At 58.5% G+C, this 19686-nt stretch carries 20 protein-coding genes; 15 read left to right on the forward strand and 5 right to left on the reverse strand.

Translation table 11 applies throughout. The features are described from left to right. The first annotated feature begins 44 nt into the window (after window positions 1-44). The 3 genes from mpl to AO242_RS07445 are packed head-to-tail and all read left to right on the forward strand — an operon-like array spanning window position 45 to window position 2297. Complete coding sequence (mpl, locus tag AO242_RS07435; protein WP_099268212.1) at window positions 45-1394, forward strand: UDP-N-acetylmuramate:L-alanyl-gamma-D-glutamyl-meso-diaminopimelate ligase; 1350 nt, start codon at window positions 45-47, stop codon at window positions 1392-1394. Further along, window positions 1391-2020 carry a flavin prenyltransferase UbiX gene (gene ubiX / locus AO242_RS07440; protein ID WP_027897914.1) on the forward strand — a complete coding sequence of 210 codons (630 nt, stop codon included), beginning with the start codon at window positions 1391-1393 and terminating at the stop codon, window positions 2018-2020. Before mpl ends, ubiX begins: the two co-directional genes overlap by 4 nt. Further along, entirely contained in the window at window positions 2013-2297 is a 285-nt protein-coding gene (locus tag AO242_RS07445; RefSeq protein WP_027897915.1) for a YceK/YidQ family lipoprotein, read from the forward strand. Before ubiX ends, AO242_RS07445 begins: the two co-directional genes overlap by 8 nt. A 173-nt stretch (window positions 2298-2470) precedes the next feature. Here the strand turns inward: AO242_RS07445 and AO242_RS07450 are convergent, their stop codons facing one another. The 3 genes from AO242_RS07450 to AO242_RS07460 form a co-directional block, all read right to left on the reverse strand. Further along, a complete protein-coding gene (locus AO242_RS07450; protein ID WP_099268213.1) occupies window positions 2471-3112 on the reverse strand; it encodes an oxidoreductase in 642 nt (213 codons plus the stop codon). 25 nt (window positions 3113-3137) lie between these two features. Beyond that, window positions 3138-4862, reverse strand: coding sequence for a C13 family peptidase (locus AO242_RS07455; RefSeq protein WP_099268214.1), 1725 nt, complete (start codon window positions 4860-4862; stop codon window positions 3138-3140). 136 nt (window positions 4863-4998) lie between these two features. Then, window positions 4999-5454: a MaoC family dehydratase gene (locus tag AO242_RS07460; RefSeq protein WP_027897918.1), complete on the reverse strand. Its 456-nt coding sequence runs from the start codon at window positions 5452-5454 to the stop codon at window positions 4999-5001. A 189-nt stretch (window positions 5455-5643) separates the two neighbouring features. On the opposite strand from AO242_RS07460, the gene AO242_RS07465 reads away from it, so the two are divergent. Genes AO242_RS07465 through AO242_RS07475 form a run of 3 tightly spaced genes read left to right on the forward strand, consistent with a single transcriptional unit; the run spans window position 5644 to window position 7319 of the window. Beyond that, window positions 5644-6012 (forward strand): CidA/LrgA family protein, encoded by a 369-nt coding sequence (locus tag AO242_RS07465; protein WP_099268215.1) that lies wholly within the window; start codon window positions 5644-5646, stop codon window positions 6010-6012. Continuing rightward, on the forward strand, window positions 6002-6718 hold the full coding sequence (locus tag AO242_RS07470) for an LrgB family protein (protein ID WP_027897920.1): 717 nt from the start codon (window positions 6002-6004) through the stop codon (window positions 6716-6718). Before AO242_RS07465 ends, AO242_RS07470 begins: the two co-directional genes overlap by 11 nt. A 10-nt stretch (window positions 6719-6728) precedes the next feature. Then, complete coding sequence (locus AO242_RS07475; protein WP_027897921.1) at window positions 6729-7319, forward strand: LON peptidase substrate-binding domain-containing protein; 591 nt, start codon at window positions 6729-6731, stop codon at window positions 7317-7319. Between the two features lie 640 nt (window positions 7320-7959). Here AO242_RS07475 and AO242_RS07480 read toward each other — a convergent pair. Both AO242_RS07480 and AO242_RS07485 read right to left on the reverse strand, forming a co-directional pair. After that, entirely contained in the window at window positions 7960-9276 is a 1317-nt protein-coding gene (locus tag AO242_RS07480; protein ID WP_099268216.1) for a bifunctional DedA family/phosphatase PAP2 family protein, read from the reverse strand. 2 nt (window positions 9277-9278) lie between these two features. Further along, window positions 9279-9950 carry a DNA-3-methyladenine glycosylase gene (locus AO242_RS07485; protein WP_099268217.1) on the reverse strand — a complete coding sequence of 224 codons (672 nt, stop codon included), beginning with the start codon at window positions 9948-9950 and terminating at the stop codon, window positions 9279-9281. Window positions 9951-10265: 315 nt separating this feature from the next. Between AO242_RS07485 and AO242_RS07490 the strand changes: the two genes are divergently transcribed. The 9 genes from AO242_RS07490 to AO242_RS07530 all read left to right on the forward strand — a co-directional run bounded on the left by AO242_RS07490 (window position 10266) and on the right by AO242_RS07530 (window position 19620). Beyond that, window positions 10266-11537 carry a glutamate-5-semialdehyde dehydrogenase gene (locus tag AO242_RS07490; protein WP_099268218.1) on the forward strand — a complete coding sequence of 424 codons (1272 nt, stop codon included), beginning with the start codon at window positions 10266-10268 and terminating at the stop codon, window positions 11535-11537. A 64-nt stretch (window positions 11538-11601) separates the two neighbouring features. Beyond that, the gene (gene nadD / locus AO242_RS07495; protein ID WP_176560584.1) at window positions 11602-12246 is read left to right on the forward strand and encodes a nicotinate-nucleotide adenylyltransferase; all 645 of its coding nucleotides are present in this window, start codon (window positions 11602-11604) and stop codon (window positions 12244-12246) included. Window positions 12247-12262: 16 nt separating this feature from the next. Continuing rightward, window positions 12263-12661, forward strand: coding sequence for a ribosome silencing factor (gene rsfS / locus AO242_RS07500; protein ID WP_027902314.1), 399 nt, complete (start codon window positions 12263-12265; stop codon window positions 12659-12661). 9 nt (window positions 12662-12670) lie between these two features. Next, the gene (gene rlmH, locus AO242_RS07505; RefSeq protein WP_027902315.1) at window positions 12671-13138 is read left to right on the forward strand and encodes a 23S rRNA (pseudouridine(1915)-N(3))-methyltransferase RlmH; all 468 of its coding nucleotides are present in this window, start codon (window positions 12671-12673) and stop codon (window positions 13136-13138) included. Window positions 13139-13150: 12 nt separating this feature from the next. Beyond that, window positions 13151-15052, forward strand: coding sequence for a penicillin-binding protein 2 (gene mrdA / locus AO242_RS07510; protein WP_027902316.1), 1902 nt, complete (start codon window positions 13151-13153; stop codon window positions 15050-15052). Window positions 15053-15083: 31 nt separating this feature from the next. Further along, a complete protein-coding gene (rodA, locus tag AO242_RS07515; protein ID WP_049827151.1) occupies window positions 15084-16187 on the forward strand; it encodes a rod shape-determining protein RodA in 1104 nt (367 codons plus the stop codon). Window positions 16188-16204: 17 nt separating this feature from the next. Then, window positions 16205-17212 (forward strand): lytic murein transglycosylase B, encoded by a 1008-nt coding sequence (gene mltB, locus AO242_RS07520; RefSeq protein WP_099268219.1) that lies wholly within the window; start codon window positions 16205-16207, stop codon window positions 17210-17212. Continuing rightward, the gene (locus tag AO242_RS07525) at window positions 17212-18219 is read left to right on the forward strand and encodes a septal ring lytic transglycosylase RlpA family protein (protein WP_027902319.1); all 1008 of its coding nucleotides are present in this window, start codon (window positions 17212-17214) and stop codon (window positions 18217-18219) included. Before mltB ends, AO242_RS07525 begins: the two co-directional genes overlap by 1 nt. 240 nt (window positions 18220-18459) lie before the next feature. Beyond that, window positions 18460-19620: a D-alanyl-D-alanine carboxypeptidase family protein gene (locus AO242_RS07530; protein WP_027902320.1), complete on the forward strand. Its 1161-nt coding sequence runs from the start codon at window positions 18460-18462 to the stop codon at window positions 19618-19620. Window positions 19621-19686: the final 66 nt, after the last annotated feature.

Here is a 19686-nt window from a genome sequence, read left to right on the forward strand (position 1 = left end):
CACCCTCTGTGAGCTAACCTGCGCGGATGTTTTAAGAGGTGGTCATGCATATTCATATCCTTGGTATTTGCGGCACGTTCATGGGCTCTCTGGCGGTGCTCGCCAAAGAGTTGGGACATCGGGTGACCGGTTCCGACGCCAACGTCTATCCGCCGATGAGCACTCAATTGCAGGCTCAGGGCATCGAGCTGACGCAGGGTTACGACCCGGCGCAACTGGACCCTGCGCCGGATGTGGTGGTGATTGGCAACGCGCTGTCGCGTGGCAACCCTGCCGTTGAATATGTGCTCAATAAAGGTTTGCCGTATGTGTCCGGCCCACAATGGCTGGCCGATCACGTGCTGCAAGGCCGTTGGGTGCTGGCGGTCGCGGGCACCCACGGCAAGACCACCACCAGCAGCATGCTCGCCTGGGTGCTGGAACACGCGGGCATGAGCCCCGGTTTCCTGATTGGTGGTGTACCGCAGAACTTCGCGGTGTCGGCCCGCTTGGGCGGCACGCCGTTCTTCGTGGTCGAAGCCGACGAGTACGACAGCGCCTTCTTCGACAAACGCTCCAAGTTCGTTCATTACCGTCCACGCACCGCGATCCTCAATAATCTTGAGTTCGATCACGCTGACATCTTCCCCGATCTGCCTGCTATCGAACGCCAGTTCCACCATTTGGTGCGGACTATCCCAAGCGAAGGCCTGGTCATTCATCCGACCACCGAGCCCGCGCTGACCCGCGTGATTCAGATGGGCTGCTGGACGCCGGTGCAAACCACCGGCCAGGGCGGTCAGTGGCAAGCGCGTTTGTTGCGCGAGGACGGTTCGCAGTTCGAAGTCATTTTCGAAGGCGAAGTGCAGGGGACGGTGGACTGGGGCATGACCGGTCAGCACAACGTTGCGAATGCCTTGGCTACGCTTGCAGCTGCACGCCATGTTGGCGTCGTACCTGCGCTGGGCGTCGAAGCCTTGAGTGTATTCAAAAGCGTCAAACGTCGCATGGAGAAAGTCGCGGAAGTGCGCGGCATTACCATCTACGACGACTTCGCTCATCATCCGACAGCAATCGCCACCACGCTGGACGGCCTGCGCAAGAAAGTCGGTGATGCACCCTTGATCGCGATCATTGAGCCGCGCTCCAACTCCATGAAGCTCGGCGCTCACCGCGACGGTTTGCCGGAAAGCGTGCAGCAGGCTGATCAGGTGGTCTGGTACGCACCGGCCAATCTCGGTTGGGACCTGGGCGCGACCGCTGCGCAGTGTTCAGTACCGGCAGTGGTCTGTGATTCTCTTGAAGGCATTATTGCTCGCGTGAAAAGCCAGGCTCAGCCCGGTACACACGTGGTAATCATGAGCAACGGCGGCTTCGGCGGCCTGCACGGCAAACTCGCCGAGGCGCTGCAATGAGCGGCCCGGAGCGCATTACCCTGGCGATGACCGGTGCGTCCGGCGCGCAGTACGGCTTGCGGCTGCTGGACTGTCTGGTGCGTGAAGATCGGGAGGTACACTTCCTGATCTCCAAGGCCGCGCAGTTGGTGATGGCGACGGAGACCGACGTTTCGCTGCCGCCCAAGTCGGCGATGATGCAGGCCTTCCTTACCGAATACACCGGCGCTGCCGCCGGGCAGATTCGGGTGTATGGCAAAGAGGACTGGATGTCTCCGGTGGCTTCAGGCTCAGGCTCGCCCGCCGCAATGGTGGTGGTGCCGTGTTCCACCGGCTCGTTGTCGGCCATTGCGACCGGCGCTTGCAACAACCTGATCGAGCGCGCTGCTGACGTGACCCTCAAAGAGCGTCGGCAGTTGATTCTGGTCCCGCGTGAGGCGCCGTTTTCCAGCATTCACCTGGAGAACATGCTCAAGCTATCGAACATGGGGGCTGTGATTCTGCCTGCTTCGCCGGGCTTTTATCACCAGCCGCAGACCATTGATGATCTGGTGGACTTCGTTGTGGCGCGGATTCTCAACCTGCTCAACATTCCGCAAGACATGCTGCCACGCTGGGGTGAGCATCACATGGGCGGCGATGAATAAGCTGCTGCTGATCGCGCTGGCATTGAGCCTGACGGGCTGCGCCACCGCCCGTACGCTCAATGCAGCACAGCCCGGCGCGCCAGTGGTGTACGCCGGCACGCGGCTGGATTTGTACGCGATGCAAGGTGGCTGCTGTGCAATGGACCGCTTTGGTGCGCATGCGCCAAGCTATCCAGGGCTGGACCTTCCGGCCAGCGCGTTGCTCGATACGTTGCTGCTGCCACTGTCTCTATTGACCGCCGCAGGAGTGGGCTTTCAGGCGAGTGGTGGGTTGTAGCTGATTGGCTTGAGCGCATTAATACGTAGGACCGGCTTTAGCCGGGAGGACATTGTTCCGGACCAGAAAAATACGCTGGATGTACCGGCCCTCTCCCGGCTAAAGCCGGTCCTACGGTTATATAGCGTTCGTAGGAGCGGCTTTAACCGCGAGAGCATCGTTCGATAAGAACATCACTTCCCCAACCGCCTTAATTCATCCGACTCCACAATCCGCACCCCGGATTGCTCTTCAAGCGCCAGACGCCATAGCGCTCTGCCCAACGTGCACGCTTCAATCGCGCCGTATTTGCCGGGGATCAGCTTGGCCAGGGGCGCAGCAAGTTGTTCGGCCAGACGCTGGTCGCTGCGGTTGCCCACCAGCAGGGAAGGGCGGGCGATGGTCAGTTGTGGCCAGTCCTGAGCGATGAGCGCCTGTTCCATCTCACCTTTGATTCGGGTGTAGAACACGCTGGATTTCGGATCTGCATTGATGGCGCTGATGACCAGCAAATGCCGCGCGCCGAGCTCTCGCGCGCGCTTGGCGAACGCCACGACCAGATCCAGATCGACCGCCTTGAATGCCTCCTGTGACCCTGCCTGTTTGATCGTCGTACCCAGGCAACAGAACGCGATATCGACCTGGCCACTCAAGCCAGGCAACAGCCCGCTCAGATCGCCGACCGGGTTTTCCAGGTGTGAATGCTCAGGCACTGGCCGACGCGTCGGTGCCAATACGCGACTGATGGTGGGTTCATTGAGCAGGCGATCCAGCAAGTGTTCGCCAGTGAGACCGGTAGCTCCCGCAAGCAGGATGTGTTGAGGCGTCAAGTACATAGCATTCTCCCTTGATACCGACAGCTTAGTGGCTTGCAGCAGTCTTCGCTTCCTTGCGGATCATCGCGGTGTTCAGGGCCCGTTCCGCCTGGTTCTTGCGCAGCAATTGCCAGCGGGAGATCACGCCCTTGGGTGCCCAGATCTGCGGCTCAGACGCTTCGTAGTTATCTGCAATCTCACGCTCTGCGACGAAAGCTTTGGCGTCGCTGAAAGCTTGTTGCAGGTCATCGGTTTCGACCAGCGCCTTGGCAAATAGTGCATCACCAAAATAAGTGAAGTCCGCTTCTTCCGAGCAGCCAAAAGAAACCCGGTCAGCACGGGAGGCGGTCATGACCAGCGTGCGCTCGTCTTTCAGTGCCGGGATGAAGCCGCCGGAGTAGCAGGCTGAAATGACGATGACTTTGTCGCGATTCTTCAAGGGGGCCAGTGCTTCAGCCAGTTCGTCGGCGGGCAGGTCGGCCAGTTCCAGACGAGGCTGATCGAGTACCAGTTCATGCTCGGAAGTGCCGTGGCTGGTCAGGTAAATGAACACCAGATCTTCCGGGCCGCTGCGTTGTGCCAGGGTTTTCACTGCGCGGCTGATGCTTTCCCGAGTGGCCAGAGGACGATCAATCATGTGGTCGCGATGGTTGACCAGCGTAATCTGCCCAAAAGCGCCGAAGCGTGAGGCCAGCAAATTGTTGACGTAGTCGGCTTCGCGCAGGAACACGCTTTGTTTGCCGTCGCCGCCCACCACCAGGCTGAACAGCTCTACTGAAGGCGTTGAGGCCGGTACCGCAGCGAGAGATTTCTCCAGCAGCGGGCCTTGGGCCAGCAAGCCAGCCTCCAGCGTATCGGGCAGCAGTTTGCCCTTGGCGTCGCGGATCAATTGTCCGTTGGCCCATGTGCCGCTTTGCACGCTGCCCTGAATCGGAGTCAGCACGCCTTGGCCCTGGTAGACATCATCAGCGAATTGCCCAACGTAAGTCGTGCCATCCACCAGCCTCAAGCGGCCTTGGCCGGTAAAGCGCCAGTTAGTGAATTCCCCTTGGTAGCGGCTGCCATCGGCACCGATCAATTCGCCTTTGCCGTTTAATGCGCCTGCTCTGAACTGGCCCACCCACACGTCGCCATCGCTATTTTCGTAGCGGCCGCGGCCATCCAGTTGGTTGTTACGAAAGCCGCCGACGTACTGATCGCCTTCGGCACTGGTAAAGCTGCCGTTGCCTTCCAGCTTGCCGTTGACGAATTTGCCGCTGAACTGGTTACCGCTGGCGTCGCTGCGCAGACCTTCGCCATTGGGCTTGCCGCGGGCAAACATGCCTTGGTACTGGCTGCCGTCTTCGAGTTCGATACGGCCCAACCCTTCGTATTGGTCAGCCTTGAAGGCCCCGCGATAAGTCAGGCCCTTCTCTTTGAGCGTACCTTCGCCTTCGCGGCGTCCTTGTTTGAAACCTCCGACGTAGACACCACCGTGAGTAGTCAGTGTGCCTTCACCGTCGAACAGACCGTTGGCGAAGCCACCTTTATAGGTGTCGCCATTACTCGCATGCCATTCGCCGTGGCCCTGCCATAGACCGTCGTGAAATTCCCCCGCATACCAACTGCCGTTGGGATAGTCGATGCGGCCCTGGCCCTGCAGCAAGCCATTGACCACGTCGCCACGATATCGACCGCCGTCTGGCAGGCGCGCGTCAGGAGGGGACAGCGGTTCGCCCTCTCCGCAAGCAGCGAGAAGAAGAGTCAGAGCCAAGGGAACAAGCGCGCGCATGGTCAATCCTGAGCAAGATGATTTCAGGCGTGCAAGTGACGATCAGGTGGCGTTATGTGCACAGCCGCAGGGAGTATGCCGCAGCGAGTATTAGTGACGAAACAGTCTGTAACGACTGTTTCGTGTTTCGGCCGTTTTACACGAAGCACAACGACAAAGGTTCGGCGATGAATGCGGGCTTTTCCTGCCCTTCGATTTCCAGTGTGGCCGTGGCTTTGAGCAGCCATTGACCGGGTTTTTTCTCGGTGACTTCAGTCAGCGCGACTTTTAGACGAACGCGTGAATCGACTTTGACTGGCTGAATGAAGCGAACGCTGTCCAGCCCATAGTTGACCACCATTTTCAAACCGTCAGGCAGCACCAGCAGGTTTTCCATCAACTTGGGAATCAACGATAACGACAGGAAACCGTGGGCGATGGTCCCGCCAAATGGCGTCTGCGCAGCTTTGACCGGATCGACGTGAATGAACTGGTAATCGCCCGTGGCTTCAGCGAATAAATTAATGCGTTCCTGGTCGATGGTCAGCCATTCGGAATGTCCCAACTCCTTGCCAATGTAGTCCTTGAGCTCTGCAACAGGTACGAAAGGCATGTCCACTCTCCTTGTTCTGGCTGATGTTGTTGTCGCTTTTTGCGTGTTATTGCGTAGGATTTTGCCTGCGCTTGCGACACCAAGATCAGCAGAGAGAGTGGGATTGGTCAAGGAAGCCTAATGTCGCGAATGCCCATCCATAGCTCTACAAGGTGCTTATAATGGCCCGCGAATCTGCTGGAGCTTTCTATGTTGCTAAGGGGCCTGACCTGGCTGGTGCTGTTTCAATTGCTCGGCACCGCGCTGAATCATTTGTTCTTGTCCATTTTGCCGGGACCAATCATTGGTCTGGTGCTGTTGCTGGCATTCCTCATGGTGCGCGGCGAAGTCAGTGAGCCCATTAGTCAGGCTGCCAGCAGCCTGCTGCGCTACCTGCCACTGTTGCTGGTGCCGCCTGCAGTGGGCGTGATGGTTTACGCAGTGGCGATTGCCGAAGACTTCTGGGCGATTGTCGGCGCGCTGGTGCTGTCGCTGCTGATTGCCCTGACTTTTGCCGGATGGCTGATGCAGAAACTGATCGAACGTCAGGCGCGTGCCGGGAGGCATCATGACGCTTGATTGGTACGGCGCCGGGATGTCGGTGATTCATCATCCGCTATTTGGTATAGCGATTACTCTGGGCGCTTATCAACTGGCGCTGGCCGCTTATGAGAAGACTCGTCTGGTATTCCTGCAACCGGTGTTGATCTCCATGCTGGTGCTGATTGGTGTGCTGACCGCCTGTGGCGTGAGCTACGTGGAGTACCGCAAGAGCACGGAAATCCTCAGCGTCCTGCTGGGCCCGGCGACCGTTGCGCTGGCCGTGCCCCTTTATTTGAATTTGCGTCGAATTCGTCAGTTGTTGTGGCCGACCTTAACTACGCTGGTAGTGGGCGGCGTGTTCGCCACCGGGCTGTGTTTGCTGCTGGGTGTGTGGTTCGGTGCCGATCACATGATTTTGATGACCATGGCGCCGAAATCAGTGACGTCACCGATCGCCATGCTGGTGGCTGAGCAGATCGGCGGAGTTGCAGCACTGGCCGCAGTGTTCGTTCTGATCACCGGCGTGCTTGGCGCTATATTCGGGCCCGGCTTGCTGACGCTGGCGCGGGTCGATAATCCTGCTGCGCGGGGTATGGCGCTGGGCCTGACGGCGCATGCTGTCGGGACTTCAATCGCGTTGCAGGAAGGCGAGGAGTGCGGCGCGTTCGCTGCGCTCGGGATGAGTCTGATGGGAGTCGCGACGGCGTTGTTCCTGCCGTTGGCGGTGTCTCTGGTCGTTTAAAGGTGCATGTATGACATTGCCGCTGTTTCCACTTAACGCTGTGCTGTTTCCAGGGTGCATTCTCGATCTGCAATTGTTCGAGGCGCGCTACCTGGACATGATCGGGCGCTGCATGAAGCAGGGAGAAGGTTTTGGCGTGGTGTGCATCACCCAGGGCAGTGAAGTCGGCGATGCTCCCAGCGGATATTCCCTGATTGGCTGTGAAGCACTGGTGCGTGACTTCCAGAAGCAGGACAACGGTCTGCTGGGGATTCGCGTCGAAGGCGGGCGGCGGTTTCGCGTGTTGAGTACCGAAACCCAGCGCGATCAGTTACTGATCGCACAGGTGCAATGGCTGGATGAGCCGCAGGAACGTCCGCTTCAGGAGGAAGACGCTGACTTGGTAGCGCTGCTGGCAGCCCTGGCTGAGCATCCGATGGTGGAGGCCTTGAATATGGGGCTCAAGGCCAATGGTCAGTGGTCGCTGGCCAATCAGTTGGCCTACCTGCTGCCGTTCACCGAAGAGGACAAGATCGAGCTGCTGGAAATCGACGACCCGGAAGATCGTCTGGACGCCATTCAGGATCTGCTCGACGAAATGCAGGGCGATCTTCAGGCTTGATCCTGCTCCTTGGAACAACGCAGAACGGGTAGGAGCCAACTTGTTGGCGAGGCGTCAGCTCTGTACAAGCAGGTCTATCGTCTCGCGAACAAGTTCGCTCCTACCGGGAGTTTCTTTCACTCAGCTTATGGATCAGTACTGATAACGCAGAACGGGTAGGAGCTAACTTGTTGGCGAGGCGCCATATCTGTGCAAGCAGGTCTATCGTCTCGCGAACAAGTTCGCTCCTACCGGGAGTTTCTTTCACTCAGTTTATGGATCAGTACTGATAACGCAGAACGGGTAGGAGCTAACTTGTTGGCGAGGCGTCATATCTGTGCAAGCAGGTCTATCGTCTCGCGAACAAGTTTGTTCCTACCGGGCGTTTCTTTCACTCAGCTTCTGGGTCAGCACTGATAACGCAGAACGGGTAGGAGGCAACTTGTTGGCGAGGCGTCATACCGGTGTACGCAGGTCTATCGTCTCGCGAACAAGTTCGCTCCTACCGGGCGTTTCTTTCACTCAGCTTATGGATCAGTACTGATACCGCAGAACGGGTAGGAGGCAACTTGTTGGCGAGGCGTCAGTTCTGTGCAAGCAGGTCTATCGTCTCGCGAACAAGTTCGCTCCTACCGGGAGTTTCTTTCACTCAGCTTCTGGGTCAGTACTGATAACGCAGCACCGCATGGGGCAGCGAGTGCAGCGCGAAGCCGGTGAACAGCACGGCCAGCGAAGGCAATATCAGCCACCAGATACGCACCGGCAAGGCTGGCAGCGACGATTGACGTTGCACCACGCTCAAGCTGATAGCGCACAGCGTGAATGCCAGCAGCATTCCGGCCAGTACGTCGGTTGGCCAATGCACGCCGAGGTAAACCCGTGACATGGCAATCGAGATCGCCGGTAATCCGCCGAGCATCAGCCATGTCAGGCGCAGCCGCACCGGCTGGCCGCGACCAGCCAGTACTGCCATGGTCATGAAAAATGCAAATGCGGCAGAGCTGTGTCCACTCGGCATGCTGTAAGTCGTCAATGGTTCAAGCAGCACTTCCGGACGCTGGCGTGCGAACACCCATTTCATCCCGCCATTAGCGCAGGCTGTACCCAGAGTGGTGATGCACGCAAACAGCGCATGCCGCCATTGTCGGGTGATCAGCAATATCACCAGCAACAAGGCTGCGGCGAAGAACTGGGTACGGAAATCACCAAGGCCCGTCACAACGATCACGAACTGATCGACCACCGTGCTGCGGTGTTCCTGAATCAGCGTCATGATGCCGTTATCAAGCTGCGTCAGGTGCGGCCAGCCGAAGAATATGGCGGCAAGTAGAACTGCGCTGGTCGCCGCGATGATTTCAGTGGCGTACTTTTTGGAGCGCAGGCTGGTCTGGATGGCGACGCCGATCAGTATCGCCAGTCCACCGCCGACTACGGCCGCCTGAGGCCAGAAACCTTCCGGCAATGGCAAGCGAACAGCCGCGCCTGCAGCCCAGCCCGGTAGCAGATAAGCAATCGACCAGCCCACCGCAGCGATGACGCTTACGGCGGCGAAGCGCGGGAACGGCATGTCGAACATGCCTGCCACCATGGGCAGCATCGGCCGCAGTGGCCCAATGAAGCGCCCGACCAGCAGGCTGGCGATGCCGTAACGCTGGAAATAGGTTTCTGCGCCGCCGATCCACTCCGGATGGGTACGAAGGCCCGGAAGGCGTCGAATGCTCTGATGGTACTTGCGACCAATGAAGTAGGAAACAGCATCGCCCAACAGGCCGCCGAGAAAACCCAGCAGCAGGACCTCACCCAGCGGCAGAATCCCGCTGCCGGCCAACGCTGCAACAGCAAACAGTACGACTGTCCCCGGCACGATAATCCCGACAATCGCTACGCATTCAACGAACGCGATCAAAAAGATAGCCACGCTCAGCCACGAGGGATTGACCGCCAGCCAGCCGGTGATGCTGTCGAGCCATTGGCCCATGGTTAATTTCCTTGATCGAGATAAAAGTAGTCGCGCCCTTCGACCTGACCGCGTCGCAGCGGGTTCCGTGTGCAGAAGCGAGCGTATTCAGGGTCCACGAAGCGGTACATCAGGTGTTCATCACGGCCCAGAGGTATGCCCAGCCGCGTGGTCTGGATGATACGGGGTGGCGTTTGGCCCACATCTTCCACGAGCAATAAATTTGCATCGAAACGTTTCGCGTCCCACATCGGCACTTTAAGGCCTAGCGCTTTGCACAGCAGTGTCTGGCCTGCACAGAGACGCTCGGGCGCACGCAGCGCGCCGCTGGCATCGGGGTTGTTCAACTGCATTCTGGCAAGGCTATTGGCATCCGATACGGCATCGACCCATGGATGGGCTGATTTGATCAATACCGCGTTGCCCGGCCCTTCGGCGCTGAAGTTAAGCGAATCCCCGCCGCGTGCGTAGTACATATATATGTGCCCGCCATCGAGAAACAGTGCTCTGCGTTTTTCGGTATAGCCGAGTGATGCGTGGCTGCCTTTTTCGGCGAAATAGTAGGCTTCGGTTTCGATAATGCGCGCGGCAAGCCAAAGATCGCCCACCTTGTGCCTGATCACTTTGCCCAGCAGCGCCTGCGCCAGAACCTGGGCGTCGCGGTTGAAGAAGCTGTCGGGCAAGGGGATTGGCATAGCGGGGTACACAAAAGGGGCGGGCGCTGATCATATCAATGCGCGGCTTAATTGCAGCTGAATGTGACAGTTCAAATTCAGTGCACACGATTTTGTTGGAGCGAGGCTTGCCCGCGAAAAAGTCGGAACGACTTTAACCTGACTGTATTCATTACAATTTGCGACTGCTGCGCATTCGTTCGCGGGCAAGCCTCGCTCCAACAGAACTAACCGTTATTTCGCCCCGTTATCGACCATCCGCCTGTCACCGCTGTCGTTAGCGTCGCCCGACAGCTATAATCGGCCGCTTTCTTCTCTGCCAAGACCTCTGAGACCATGACTGAGTCCGTTCTTGACTACATGACCCGCCTGGGTCGCGCCGCCCGCGAAGCTTCGCGAGTGATCGGCCGTGCCAGCACCGCGCAGAAAAACCGCGCCCTGCTTGCCACCGCCGCCGCTCTGGACGAAGCCCGCGACGAGTTGTCCGCAGCCAATGATCTGGACCTGGCCGCAGGTCGCGCCAATGGTCTGGAGCCTGCCATGCTTGAACGTCTGGCCCTGACCCCCGCACGTATCGACAGCATGATCGTCGGGTTGCGTCAGGTGGCGAATCTGCCCGACCCGGTTGGCGCGATCCGCGACATGAGCTTTCGGCCGTCGGGTATTCAGGTCGGTAAGATGCGTGTGCCCCTGGGCGTGGTCGGGATCATCTACGAGTCACGTCCGAACGTGACCATCGATGCTGCCAGTCTGTGCCTGAAGTCGGGTAACGCCACTATTTTGCGTGGCGGCTCCGAAGCGATTAACTCCAACCGGGCGATTGCGGCCTGCGTTCAGCGTGGTCTCGCTGAAGCCGGGCTGCCTGCTGCTGTGGTGCAAGTGGTGGAAACCACTGACCGCGCCGCCGTTGGTGCGCTGATCACCATGCCCGAGTACGTGGACGTCATCGTTCCCCGTGGCGGCAAGGGTTTGATCGAGCGTGTCAGCCGTGATGCGCGTGTCCCGGTCATCAAACACCTGGACGGTATCTGTCATGTCTATGTCAGCGCCCACGCTGATCTGCCCAAGGCTCAGCGCATTGCCTTCAACGCCAAGACTTACCGTTATGGCATTTGTGGTGCCATGGAAACGCTGCTGGTCGATCAGACCATCGCCGCCGAATTTTTGCCTCAGATGGCTGCCCAGTTCCGCGAAAAAGGCGTTGAGCTGCGTGGCTGCGAGCGCACCCGCGATCTGATCGAAGCGATTCCGGCCACCGAAGAAGACTGGAATACCGAGTATCTGGCTGCGATTCTGTCGATTCGTATCGTGACCGGGCTGGATCAGGCCATCGAACACATCAACCATTATGGCTCGCATCACAGCGACGCTATCGTTTCAGATCATCAGGGGCAGGTTCGCCGTTTCATGGCTGAAGTCGACTCCAGCTCCGTAATGGTCAATGCACCCACCAGCTTTGCCGATGGCTTTGAATACGGATTGGGTGCGGAGATCGGCATTTCTACTGATAAGCTGCACGCCCGTGGTCCGGTCGGTCTGGAAGGGCTGACGTGCGAAAAGTACATCGTGATCGGCGACGGCCAGTTGCGCGGACAGGAGCCAGCCTGACTTGAGCGCACCTGTGCAGCACGCGGCAATTCCCGCGGATGCTGTAGTCGAGGCCGTTGAGGTCTTGCCCAAACGTATCGGTATGCTGGGCGGCACGTTCGACCCGGTTCACATCGGTCACTTGCGCGGAGCCCTTGAGGTTGCCGCGTTGCTTGAACTCGATGAGTTGCGCCTGACGCCCAGCGCCAGGCCACCTCATCGCGAAATGCCGAGTGTCAGCGCAAACGACCGTCTCGCGATGGTCGTTTGCGCAGTGGCCGGCGTGACGCCCTTGACGGTGGATGACCGTGAACTGAATCGGGACAAACCGTCGTACACCATCGACACCCTGGTATCGATGCGCGCCGAACTGGCCGCAGAGGACCAGTTGTTCCTGTTGCTGGGCTGGGATGCTTTTTGCGGGCTACCCACTTGGCATCGTTGGGAGGAGTTGCTGGAGCACTGCCATATAGTGGTGCTCCAGCGCCCGGACGCCGACAGCGAGTCGCCGGATGCCATGCGCAATCTGCTGGCGGCCCGCGCGGTCAGCGATCCGAAGGCCCTTAAGGGGCCCGGCGGGCACATTACATTCGTCTGGCAGACGCCTTTATCGGTGTCTGCCACCCAGATCCGCCAACTGCTGGCCAGCGGTAAGTCGGTACGTTTTCTGGTGCCAGACGCCGTACTGGCCTACATCGAGGAGCACGGGCTGTACCGTGCTCCCAATTGAACTGAATGAGTTTTATATGACCAAGCAAAAACACAACATTTCCGGCGAAGAGCTGGTTGAACTGACCAAGGCCGCTCTGGAAGACGTCAAAGCCCAGGACATCCTGGTCATCGACGTGAAAGACAAGCACAGTCTGACTGACTACATGGTTATCGCCACCGGTACCTCGAACCGTCAGATCAACGCGATGCTCGACAAGGTTCGCGAAAACGTCAAAGCCCGCGGCGCACAGCCATTGGGCGAAGAAGGCAAGGGCGAAAGCGATTGGGTACTGCTCGATCTGGGCGACGTTATCGTGCACATGATGACTGCCGCGGCTCGTCAGTTCTATGACTTGGAACGCCTCTGGCAGGGTGCTGAGCAGAGCCGTGCTGCGAGCGCGGCGCACCACACCCCAGGCAACGAAGTCGAATAAGGCTTTATTGTGCGTCTGCGTTTGATTGCCGTTGGTTCGCGCATGCCCAAGTGGGTGGAAGAAGGCTGGCATGAATATGCCAAACGTCTGCCATCCGAACTGGCGCTCGACCTCGTGGAGATTCCGCTCAATACTCGTGGCAAGAATGCCGACGTGGCCCGTCTGATCCGTCAGGAGGGCGAGGCCATGCTGGCAAAAGTGCAACCGGGCGAGCGGATCGTGACCCTGGAAGTGCACGGCAAGCCATGGAGCACCGAACAACTGTCGGTTGAGCTGGACCGCTGGCGCCTTGATTCACGCACTGTGAATCTTATGGTGGGCGGCCCGGAAGGGCTGGCCCCGGAAGTCTGTGCGCGCAGCGAACAACGCTGGTCATTGTCGCCCTTGACGTTGCCGCACCCTCTGGTGCGCATCCTCATTGGCGAACAGATCTATCGCGCCTGGACAGTTCTGTCCGGGCACCCCTATCACAAATAGCATCGCGCCCTCATGTCTCAGCCGATTCGCCTAAAAGACCACGAGAAAGACGCACGCCTTGTGCGTGGTCGCGTCGTGGTCGGGGCTGTGGCCGTGGTGGTGTTGGTGTGTGTGTTGATTGCCCGGCTGTATTTCCTGCAGGTCATCCAGTACGACTATCACTCGACCCTGTCGGAAAACAATCGGGTCCATGTGCAGCCGATTCCACCGAGTCGTGGGTTGATCTTCGACCGCAATGGTGTGGTGATCGCTGACAACCGGCCCAGTTTCAGTTTGAGCATGACCCGCGAGCGTTCTGGCGACTGGGCGCAGGTGCTGGACACCATCGTCGAGGTGCTGGAACTGACACCGGACGACCGGCTGATCTTTGAAAAGCGCATGAAGCAGGGGCGGCGGCCATTTGAGCCGGTGCCTATCCTTTTCGAGCTGACTGAAGAGCAGATCGCCCGTGTGGCGGTCAACCAGTTCAGGTTGCCTGGCGTGGAAGTCGTGGCGCAGCTCGTTCGGCATTACCCTCAGGGGCCGCACTTTGCACACTCTGTGGGTTACATGGGGCGGATCAACGAGAAAGAGCTGAAAAACCTCGATCCGGTCAACTACAGCGGTACTCACCACATTGGCAAAACCGGGATCGAGCGTTTCTACGAAGATCAGTTGCACGGTCAAGTGGGTTACGAGGAAGTCGAAACCAACGCTCGTGGTCGTGTCTTGCGAGTGCTCAAGCGGACTGATCCGGTGCCCGGCAAGGACATCGTCCTCAGCCTGGACATCAAACTTCAGGAAGCCGCCGAAGCCGCCCTTGCAGGGCGTCGTGGTGCCGTTGTGGCCATGGACCCGAGAAACGGCGAGGTACTGGCGATGGTCAGCGCGCCGAGCTTCGACCCCAACCCGTTTGTGACCGGCATCAGCTTCAAGGCTTATGCCGAGTTGCGCGATTCCATCGATCGGCCGCTGTTTAACCGAATTCTGCGAGGCTTATACCCGCCCGGTTCGACCATCAAGCCTGCCGTGGCGATTGCCGGGCTGGATTCGGGTGTGGTGACAGCGTCAAGTCGGGTGTTCGACCCGGGCTATTACCAATTGCCCAATTACGATCACAAATACCGTAACTGGAACCGCACCGGCGATGGCTATGTGGATCTGGATACCGCGATCATGCGTTCCAACGATACCTATTTCTACGATCTGGCCCATAAGCTGGGCATTGACCGGCTTTCCGCGTACATGAACAAGTTCGGCATTGGGCAAAAAGTGTCGCTGGATATGTTTGAAGAGTCTCCCGGCCTGATGCCATCCCGCGACTGGAAGCGTGCGACCCGTCGTCAGGCCTGGTTCCCGGGGGAAACACTGATTCTCGGGATCGGCCAGGGCTACATGCAGGCCACGCCGTTGCAGCTGGCCCAGGCCACCGCTCTGGTCGCCAACAGAGGCGTGTGGAACCGGCCACATCTGGCCAAGAGCATCGAGGGTGAGAAGCCTGTTGATGAAAATCCGATGCCCAATATCGTGTTGCGTAACCCCTCTGACTGGGACAAGGTCAACCACGGCATGCAGCAGGTTATGCACGGCGCCCGGGGTACAGCGCGTAAAGCCGCCATTGGTGCTCAATACCTGATCGCTGGCAAAAGCGGCACCGCGCAGGTGGTGGCAATCAAGCAGGGCGAGAAGTACGACCGCTCCAAGGTTCAGGAACGTCACCTCGACCACGCTCTCTTCGTAGGCTTTGCTCCGGCCAATGATCCAAAGATTGTGGTTTCGGTCATGGTCGAAAACGGCGAGTCCGGCTCAGGTGTTGCCGCCCCTGTGGTTCGTCAGGTCATGGATGCCTGGCTGCTCAAACCTGACGGAACACTCAAACCTGAATATGGCGGCGCTCAAGCCGTGGAGGCCGCGGCCAGTGCCAGTGAAGAGTAATTTCGACCGCATTTTGTCCAGCGAAGACGTGATGCGTCGCCGTGCGACCTTCTTGCAGCGCATTCATATCGATGGTCCTTTGCTGGTGCTTTTGCTGACATTGGCGGCGGGCAGCCTGTTCGTCCTGTATTCGGCCAGCGGTAAGAACTGGGACCTGCTGATCAAGCAGGCGAGTTCGTTCGGTATCGGCCTGGTGGCAATGGTGATCATTGCCCAGCTGGAGCCGCGCTTCATGGCTCGCTGGGTCCCCGTGCTGTATGTGATCGGCGTGTTATTACTGGTGGTGGTGGATGTCATGGGCCACAACGCCATGGGGGCCACGCGCTGGATCAATATCCCAGGAGTCATCCGCTTTCAGCCGTCCGAGTTCCTCAAGATCATCATGCCGGCGACCATCGCCTGGTACCTGTCCAAGCGAACCCTGCCGCCGCAGCTCAAGCATGTTGGGGTGAGTCTGGCGCTGATCGGCGTTCCGTTTGCCTTGATCGTTCGCCAGCCAGACCTCGGTACTTCGCTGCTGATTCTCGCCTCGGGTGCGTTCGTGATGTTCATGGCCGGTCTGCGCTGGCGCTGGATTATCAGCGTGATCGCCGCTGCGGTGCCGGTATCCGTCGCCATGTGGTTTTTCATCATGCACGACTACCAGAAGCAGCGGGTGCTGACCTTTCTTGACCCTGAAAGTGATCCGCTGGGTACTGGCTGGAACATCATTCAGTCAAAAGCGGCCATCGGATCCGGCGGCGTATTCGGCAAAGGCTGGCTACTCGGTACTCAGTCACACCTGGACTTCCTGCCGGAAAGCCACACCGACTTCATCATCGCTGTACTGGGCGAAGAATTCGGGTTGGTGGGGATTTGTGCGCTGTTGCTGATCTACATGCTGCTCATCGGGCGTGGGCTTGTGATTACCGCTCAGGCCCAGACATTGTTCGGCAAATTGCTGGCGGGTGCGCTGACAATGACATTTTTTGTTTACGTTTTCGTCAACATCGGTATGGTCAGTGGCCTGTTGCCGGTAGTGGGCGTGCCGTTACCCTTCATTAGCTATGGAGGAACTTCGCTCGTGACGCTGCTGTCAGCCTTTGGAGTTTTGATGTCGATCCATACACACCGTAAATGGATCGCTCAGGTTTGATTAAGGTGAAGAATTCAATGCAAGTAGTGCGTAGCTGGGCTCGATATGCTCCGGTGGTCGGCCTGGTTGGCATCCTTGGATCTGTTCAGGAAGCATTCGCTGGCGATTACGAAGGTTCGCCACAAGTCGCCGAATTTGTCGGCCAGATGACTCGGGACTATGGTTTCGCTGGCGAACAACTGATCGAAGTATTTCGCGAAGTAGAACGCAAACAGGCGATTCTTGACGCGATTTCCCGCCCGGCCGAGCGGGTCAAGCAATGGAAAGACTACCGCCCGATGTTCATTACTGACGCGCGAATTGCGCGAGGTGTGGACTTCTGGCGTCAGCACGAAGCTGCGCTCACACGCGCGGAACAGGAGTATGGCGTTCCGGCTCAGGTCATCGTATCGATCATCGGTGTCGAAACATTTTTCGGGCGTAATACCGGCAACTATCGAGTGATCGACGCGCTGTCTACACTGGGCTTCGACTATCCGCCGCGTGCTGACTTCTTCCGCAAGGAGCTGCGTGAGTTCCTGTTGCTGGCCCGGGAAGAGCAGGTTGATCCGCTGACGCTCAAAGGCTCATATGCCGGCGCGATGGGGCTGCCGCAGTTCATGCCAAGTAGCTTCCGCGCCTATGCCGTGGATTTCGACGGCGACGGACACATTAATATCTGGACCGATCCGGATGACGCGATTGGCAGCGTGGCCAGTTACTTCAAGCAGCATGGCTGGGTAGCTGGCGAGCCGGTTGTCAGCCTGGCGAGCGTGCGCGGTGAGCGTGTCGATGAAGGGCTCACACCGGGCATTGATCCGGTAAAGACCGTCGGGGAGTTGCGAGCCTTAGGGTGGTCGAGTCATGATGCGCTGCGCGACGACTTGCCAGTGACCGCATTCAAGCTGGAAGGCGAAAACGGACCTGAATACTGGATGGGTTTGAAGAATTTTTATGCAATTACTCGCTATAACCGCAGTGTGATGTACGCCATGAGTGTTCATCAGCTGTCTGAATTGTTGGTTCAAGCTCGGGGCGTCAAGTAATGCGGGCATTGCCGATGGTTACATCGTTGAAGTTGATGGCGTTGGCTTCGCTGTCATTGCTGGTGGTCAGCTGTTCGTCTCCAAGTCGTCCTGTGCAGAAGGGCACCGCCGGTATTTCTTCGCCACCGGGCCTGGACATCAACCGTGCGCATAAAGATGGCGCGCCTTGGTGGGATGTGGATATCTCGCGAATCCCTGACGCTACGCCGAGCCTGCACACCGGGCCGTACAAGGCCAACCCCTACACCGTACTGGGCAAAACCTATTTTCCTATCCAGGATTCCCGGAACTATGTCGCGTCGGGCACTGCGTCCTGGTACGGGACCAAGTTCCACGGTCAGAACACCGCCAACGGCGAAGTTTATGATCTGTATGGCATGAGCGCGGCGCACAAGACGTTGCCGCTGCCCAGCTATGTCAAAGTGACGAATCTGGACAACAACCGCACGGTGATCCTGCGGGTCAATGACCGCGGGCCGTTCTATTCGGATCGCATCATCGATCTGTCCTACGCGGCCGCCAAGAAGCTCGGCTATGCGGAGACCGGTACGGCGCGGGTGAAGGTCGAGGGTATCGATCCACAGGTATGGCTGGCTCAGAATGGGCGTCCTGCGCCGCTGCTGCCTAACCAGCCGCAAGCCATTCCGCAAGCTGCAGCTCCGGCATTGATTGCATCCGCTGGGACCATCGAGCAGTACACGCCACCGCCGCAACAGCACGCTGCGCCTGCGGTGCCGTTTGACGCAAAAAAAAACGCTTCCGCACCAGCCTCTGGGCTGTATCTCCAGGTGGGCGCATTCGCCAACCCGGACGCTGCGGAGCTCCTGAGGTCGAAATTGAGCGGAATGGTTCGGGCTCCGGTGTTCGTGAGCTCGATAGCCCGCAATCAACAGACACTCTATCGAGTTCGAATGGGACCGATCGGCACTCAGGGTGAAGCCCAGCAAATGCAAAACAGCGTAAGGTCAGCCAATCTGGGCCAGCCTAGCGTCGTGACACTGGATTAAGAGCTGTTTACGTCCCGCAGAGATATTCGGGACGCATCGGTTTTACAATTGTCTGCCGAACGATTGCCACCAGAGCAAGCCGCGCAGGCAATTGTCCATGAGTCTGTCTGTCAAGCAGGCGGTTCATGGGCCAGGATTAGAGCCTGGCACCGCCGGTCGTTGTGAGCGGTACCGCTTGCATCGGCCCGTTAAGCTTTGCCCGTGAGGGCATGTTTGCCCATTAGCAATTTCGAGAGACGGATGAACATCACCACCTTTGCAAAACGCTTGTGCCTGCTTGTACCGCTGATCATCACTCCGGCTGCCTGGGCCGCTGAACAGATGACGCCTTCCGCTCCGCAACTGGCTGCCAAAGCCTATGTGCTGATGGACGCGAGCAGCGGTAACGTTCTGGTCGAGAACAACGGCGACCAGCGTTTGGCGCCTGCCAGCCTGACCAAACTGATGACTGCCTATATCGCGACGCTGGAAATTCGTCGTGGGCAGATCGGCGAGAATGATCCGGTGACCGTCAGCGAGAACGCCTGGCGTACCGGCGGTTCGCGGATGTTCATCAAGGTGGGCAGCCAGGTCACCGTCAGCGATTTGCTGCACGGGATCATCATTCAGTCCGGCAACGACGCCAGCGTAGCGCTCTCCGAGCACATCGCCGGTAGCGAAGACGCATTCGCCGATATGATGAACAAGACTGCTGCTGATCTGGGTATGACCAACAGCCACTTCATGAACCCGACCGGTCTGCCGAACCCGGAGCACTATTCGTCGGCCCACGACATGGCGATTCTGGCTCGCGCGATCATTCATGAAGATCCGGCTCACTATGCGATCTACTCGCAGAAAGAGTTCTTCTGGAACAACATCAAGCAACCTAACCGCAACCTGCTGCTCTGGCGCGACAAGACCGTTGATGGTCTGAAAACCGGGCACACCGATGAAGCGGGCTATTGCATGGTGTCTTCTGCCGTTCGTGATGGCATGCGTTTGATCGCTGTGGTGTTTGGCACCAGCAGCGAGCAGGCCCGTGCGGCTGAAACCCAGAAGTTGCTGACTTACGGCTTCCGTTTCTTCGAAACCCAGAACTTCTACCAGAAGGGCACTGAGCTGGCTCAGGCAACCGTCTGGAAAGGCACCGAGCGCCAAATCAAGGCTGGCCTGGCTGAAGACCTGAGCATGACCATGCCAAAAGGCGAGATGAAGAAGCTGACCGCCAGCATGACCATGAACCCGCAGCTGGTCGCGCCAATCGCCAAAGGCGACGTGATCGGCAAGGTTGAAGTGAAAATGGAAGACAAAGTCGTCCATACCGCTAACCTGATCGCCCTCGACGCTGTTGAGGAAGGTGGCATCTTCCGCCGCGTGTGGGATAGCATTCGCCTGTTCTTCTTCGGCTTGTTCAACTGATTACAGTACAACGCTGACCACGACGCGCCCACTCATACCCTGAGTGGGCGCGTTTCCGTCTTCACG

Source organism: Pseudomonas sp. ICMP 561 (assembly GCF_002699985.1).
GTDB lineage: Bacteria > Pseudomonadota > Gammaproteobacteria > Pseudomonadales > Pseudomonadaceae > Aquipseudomonas > Aquipseudomonas quasicaspiana.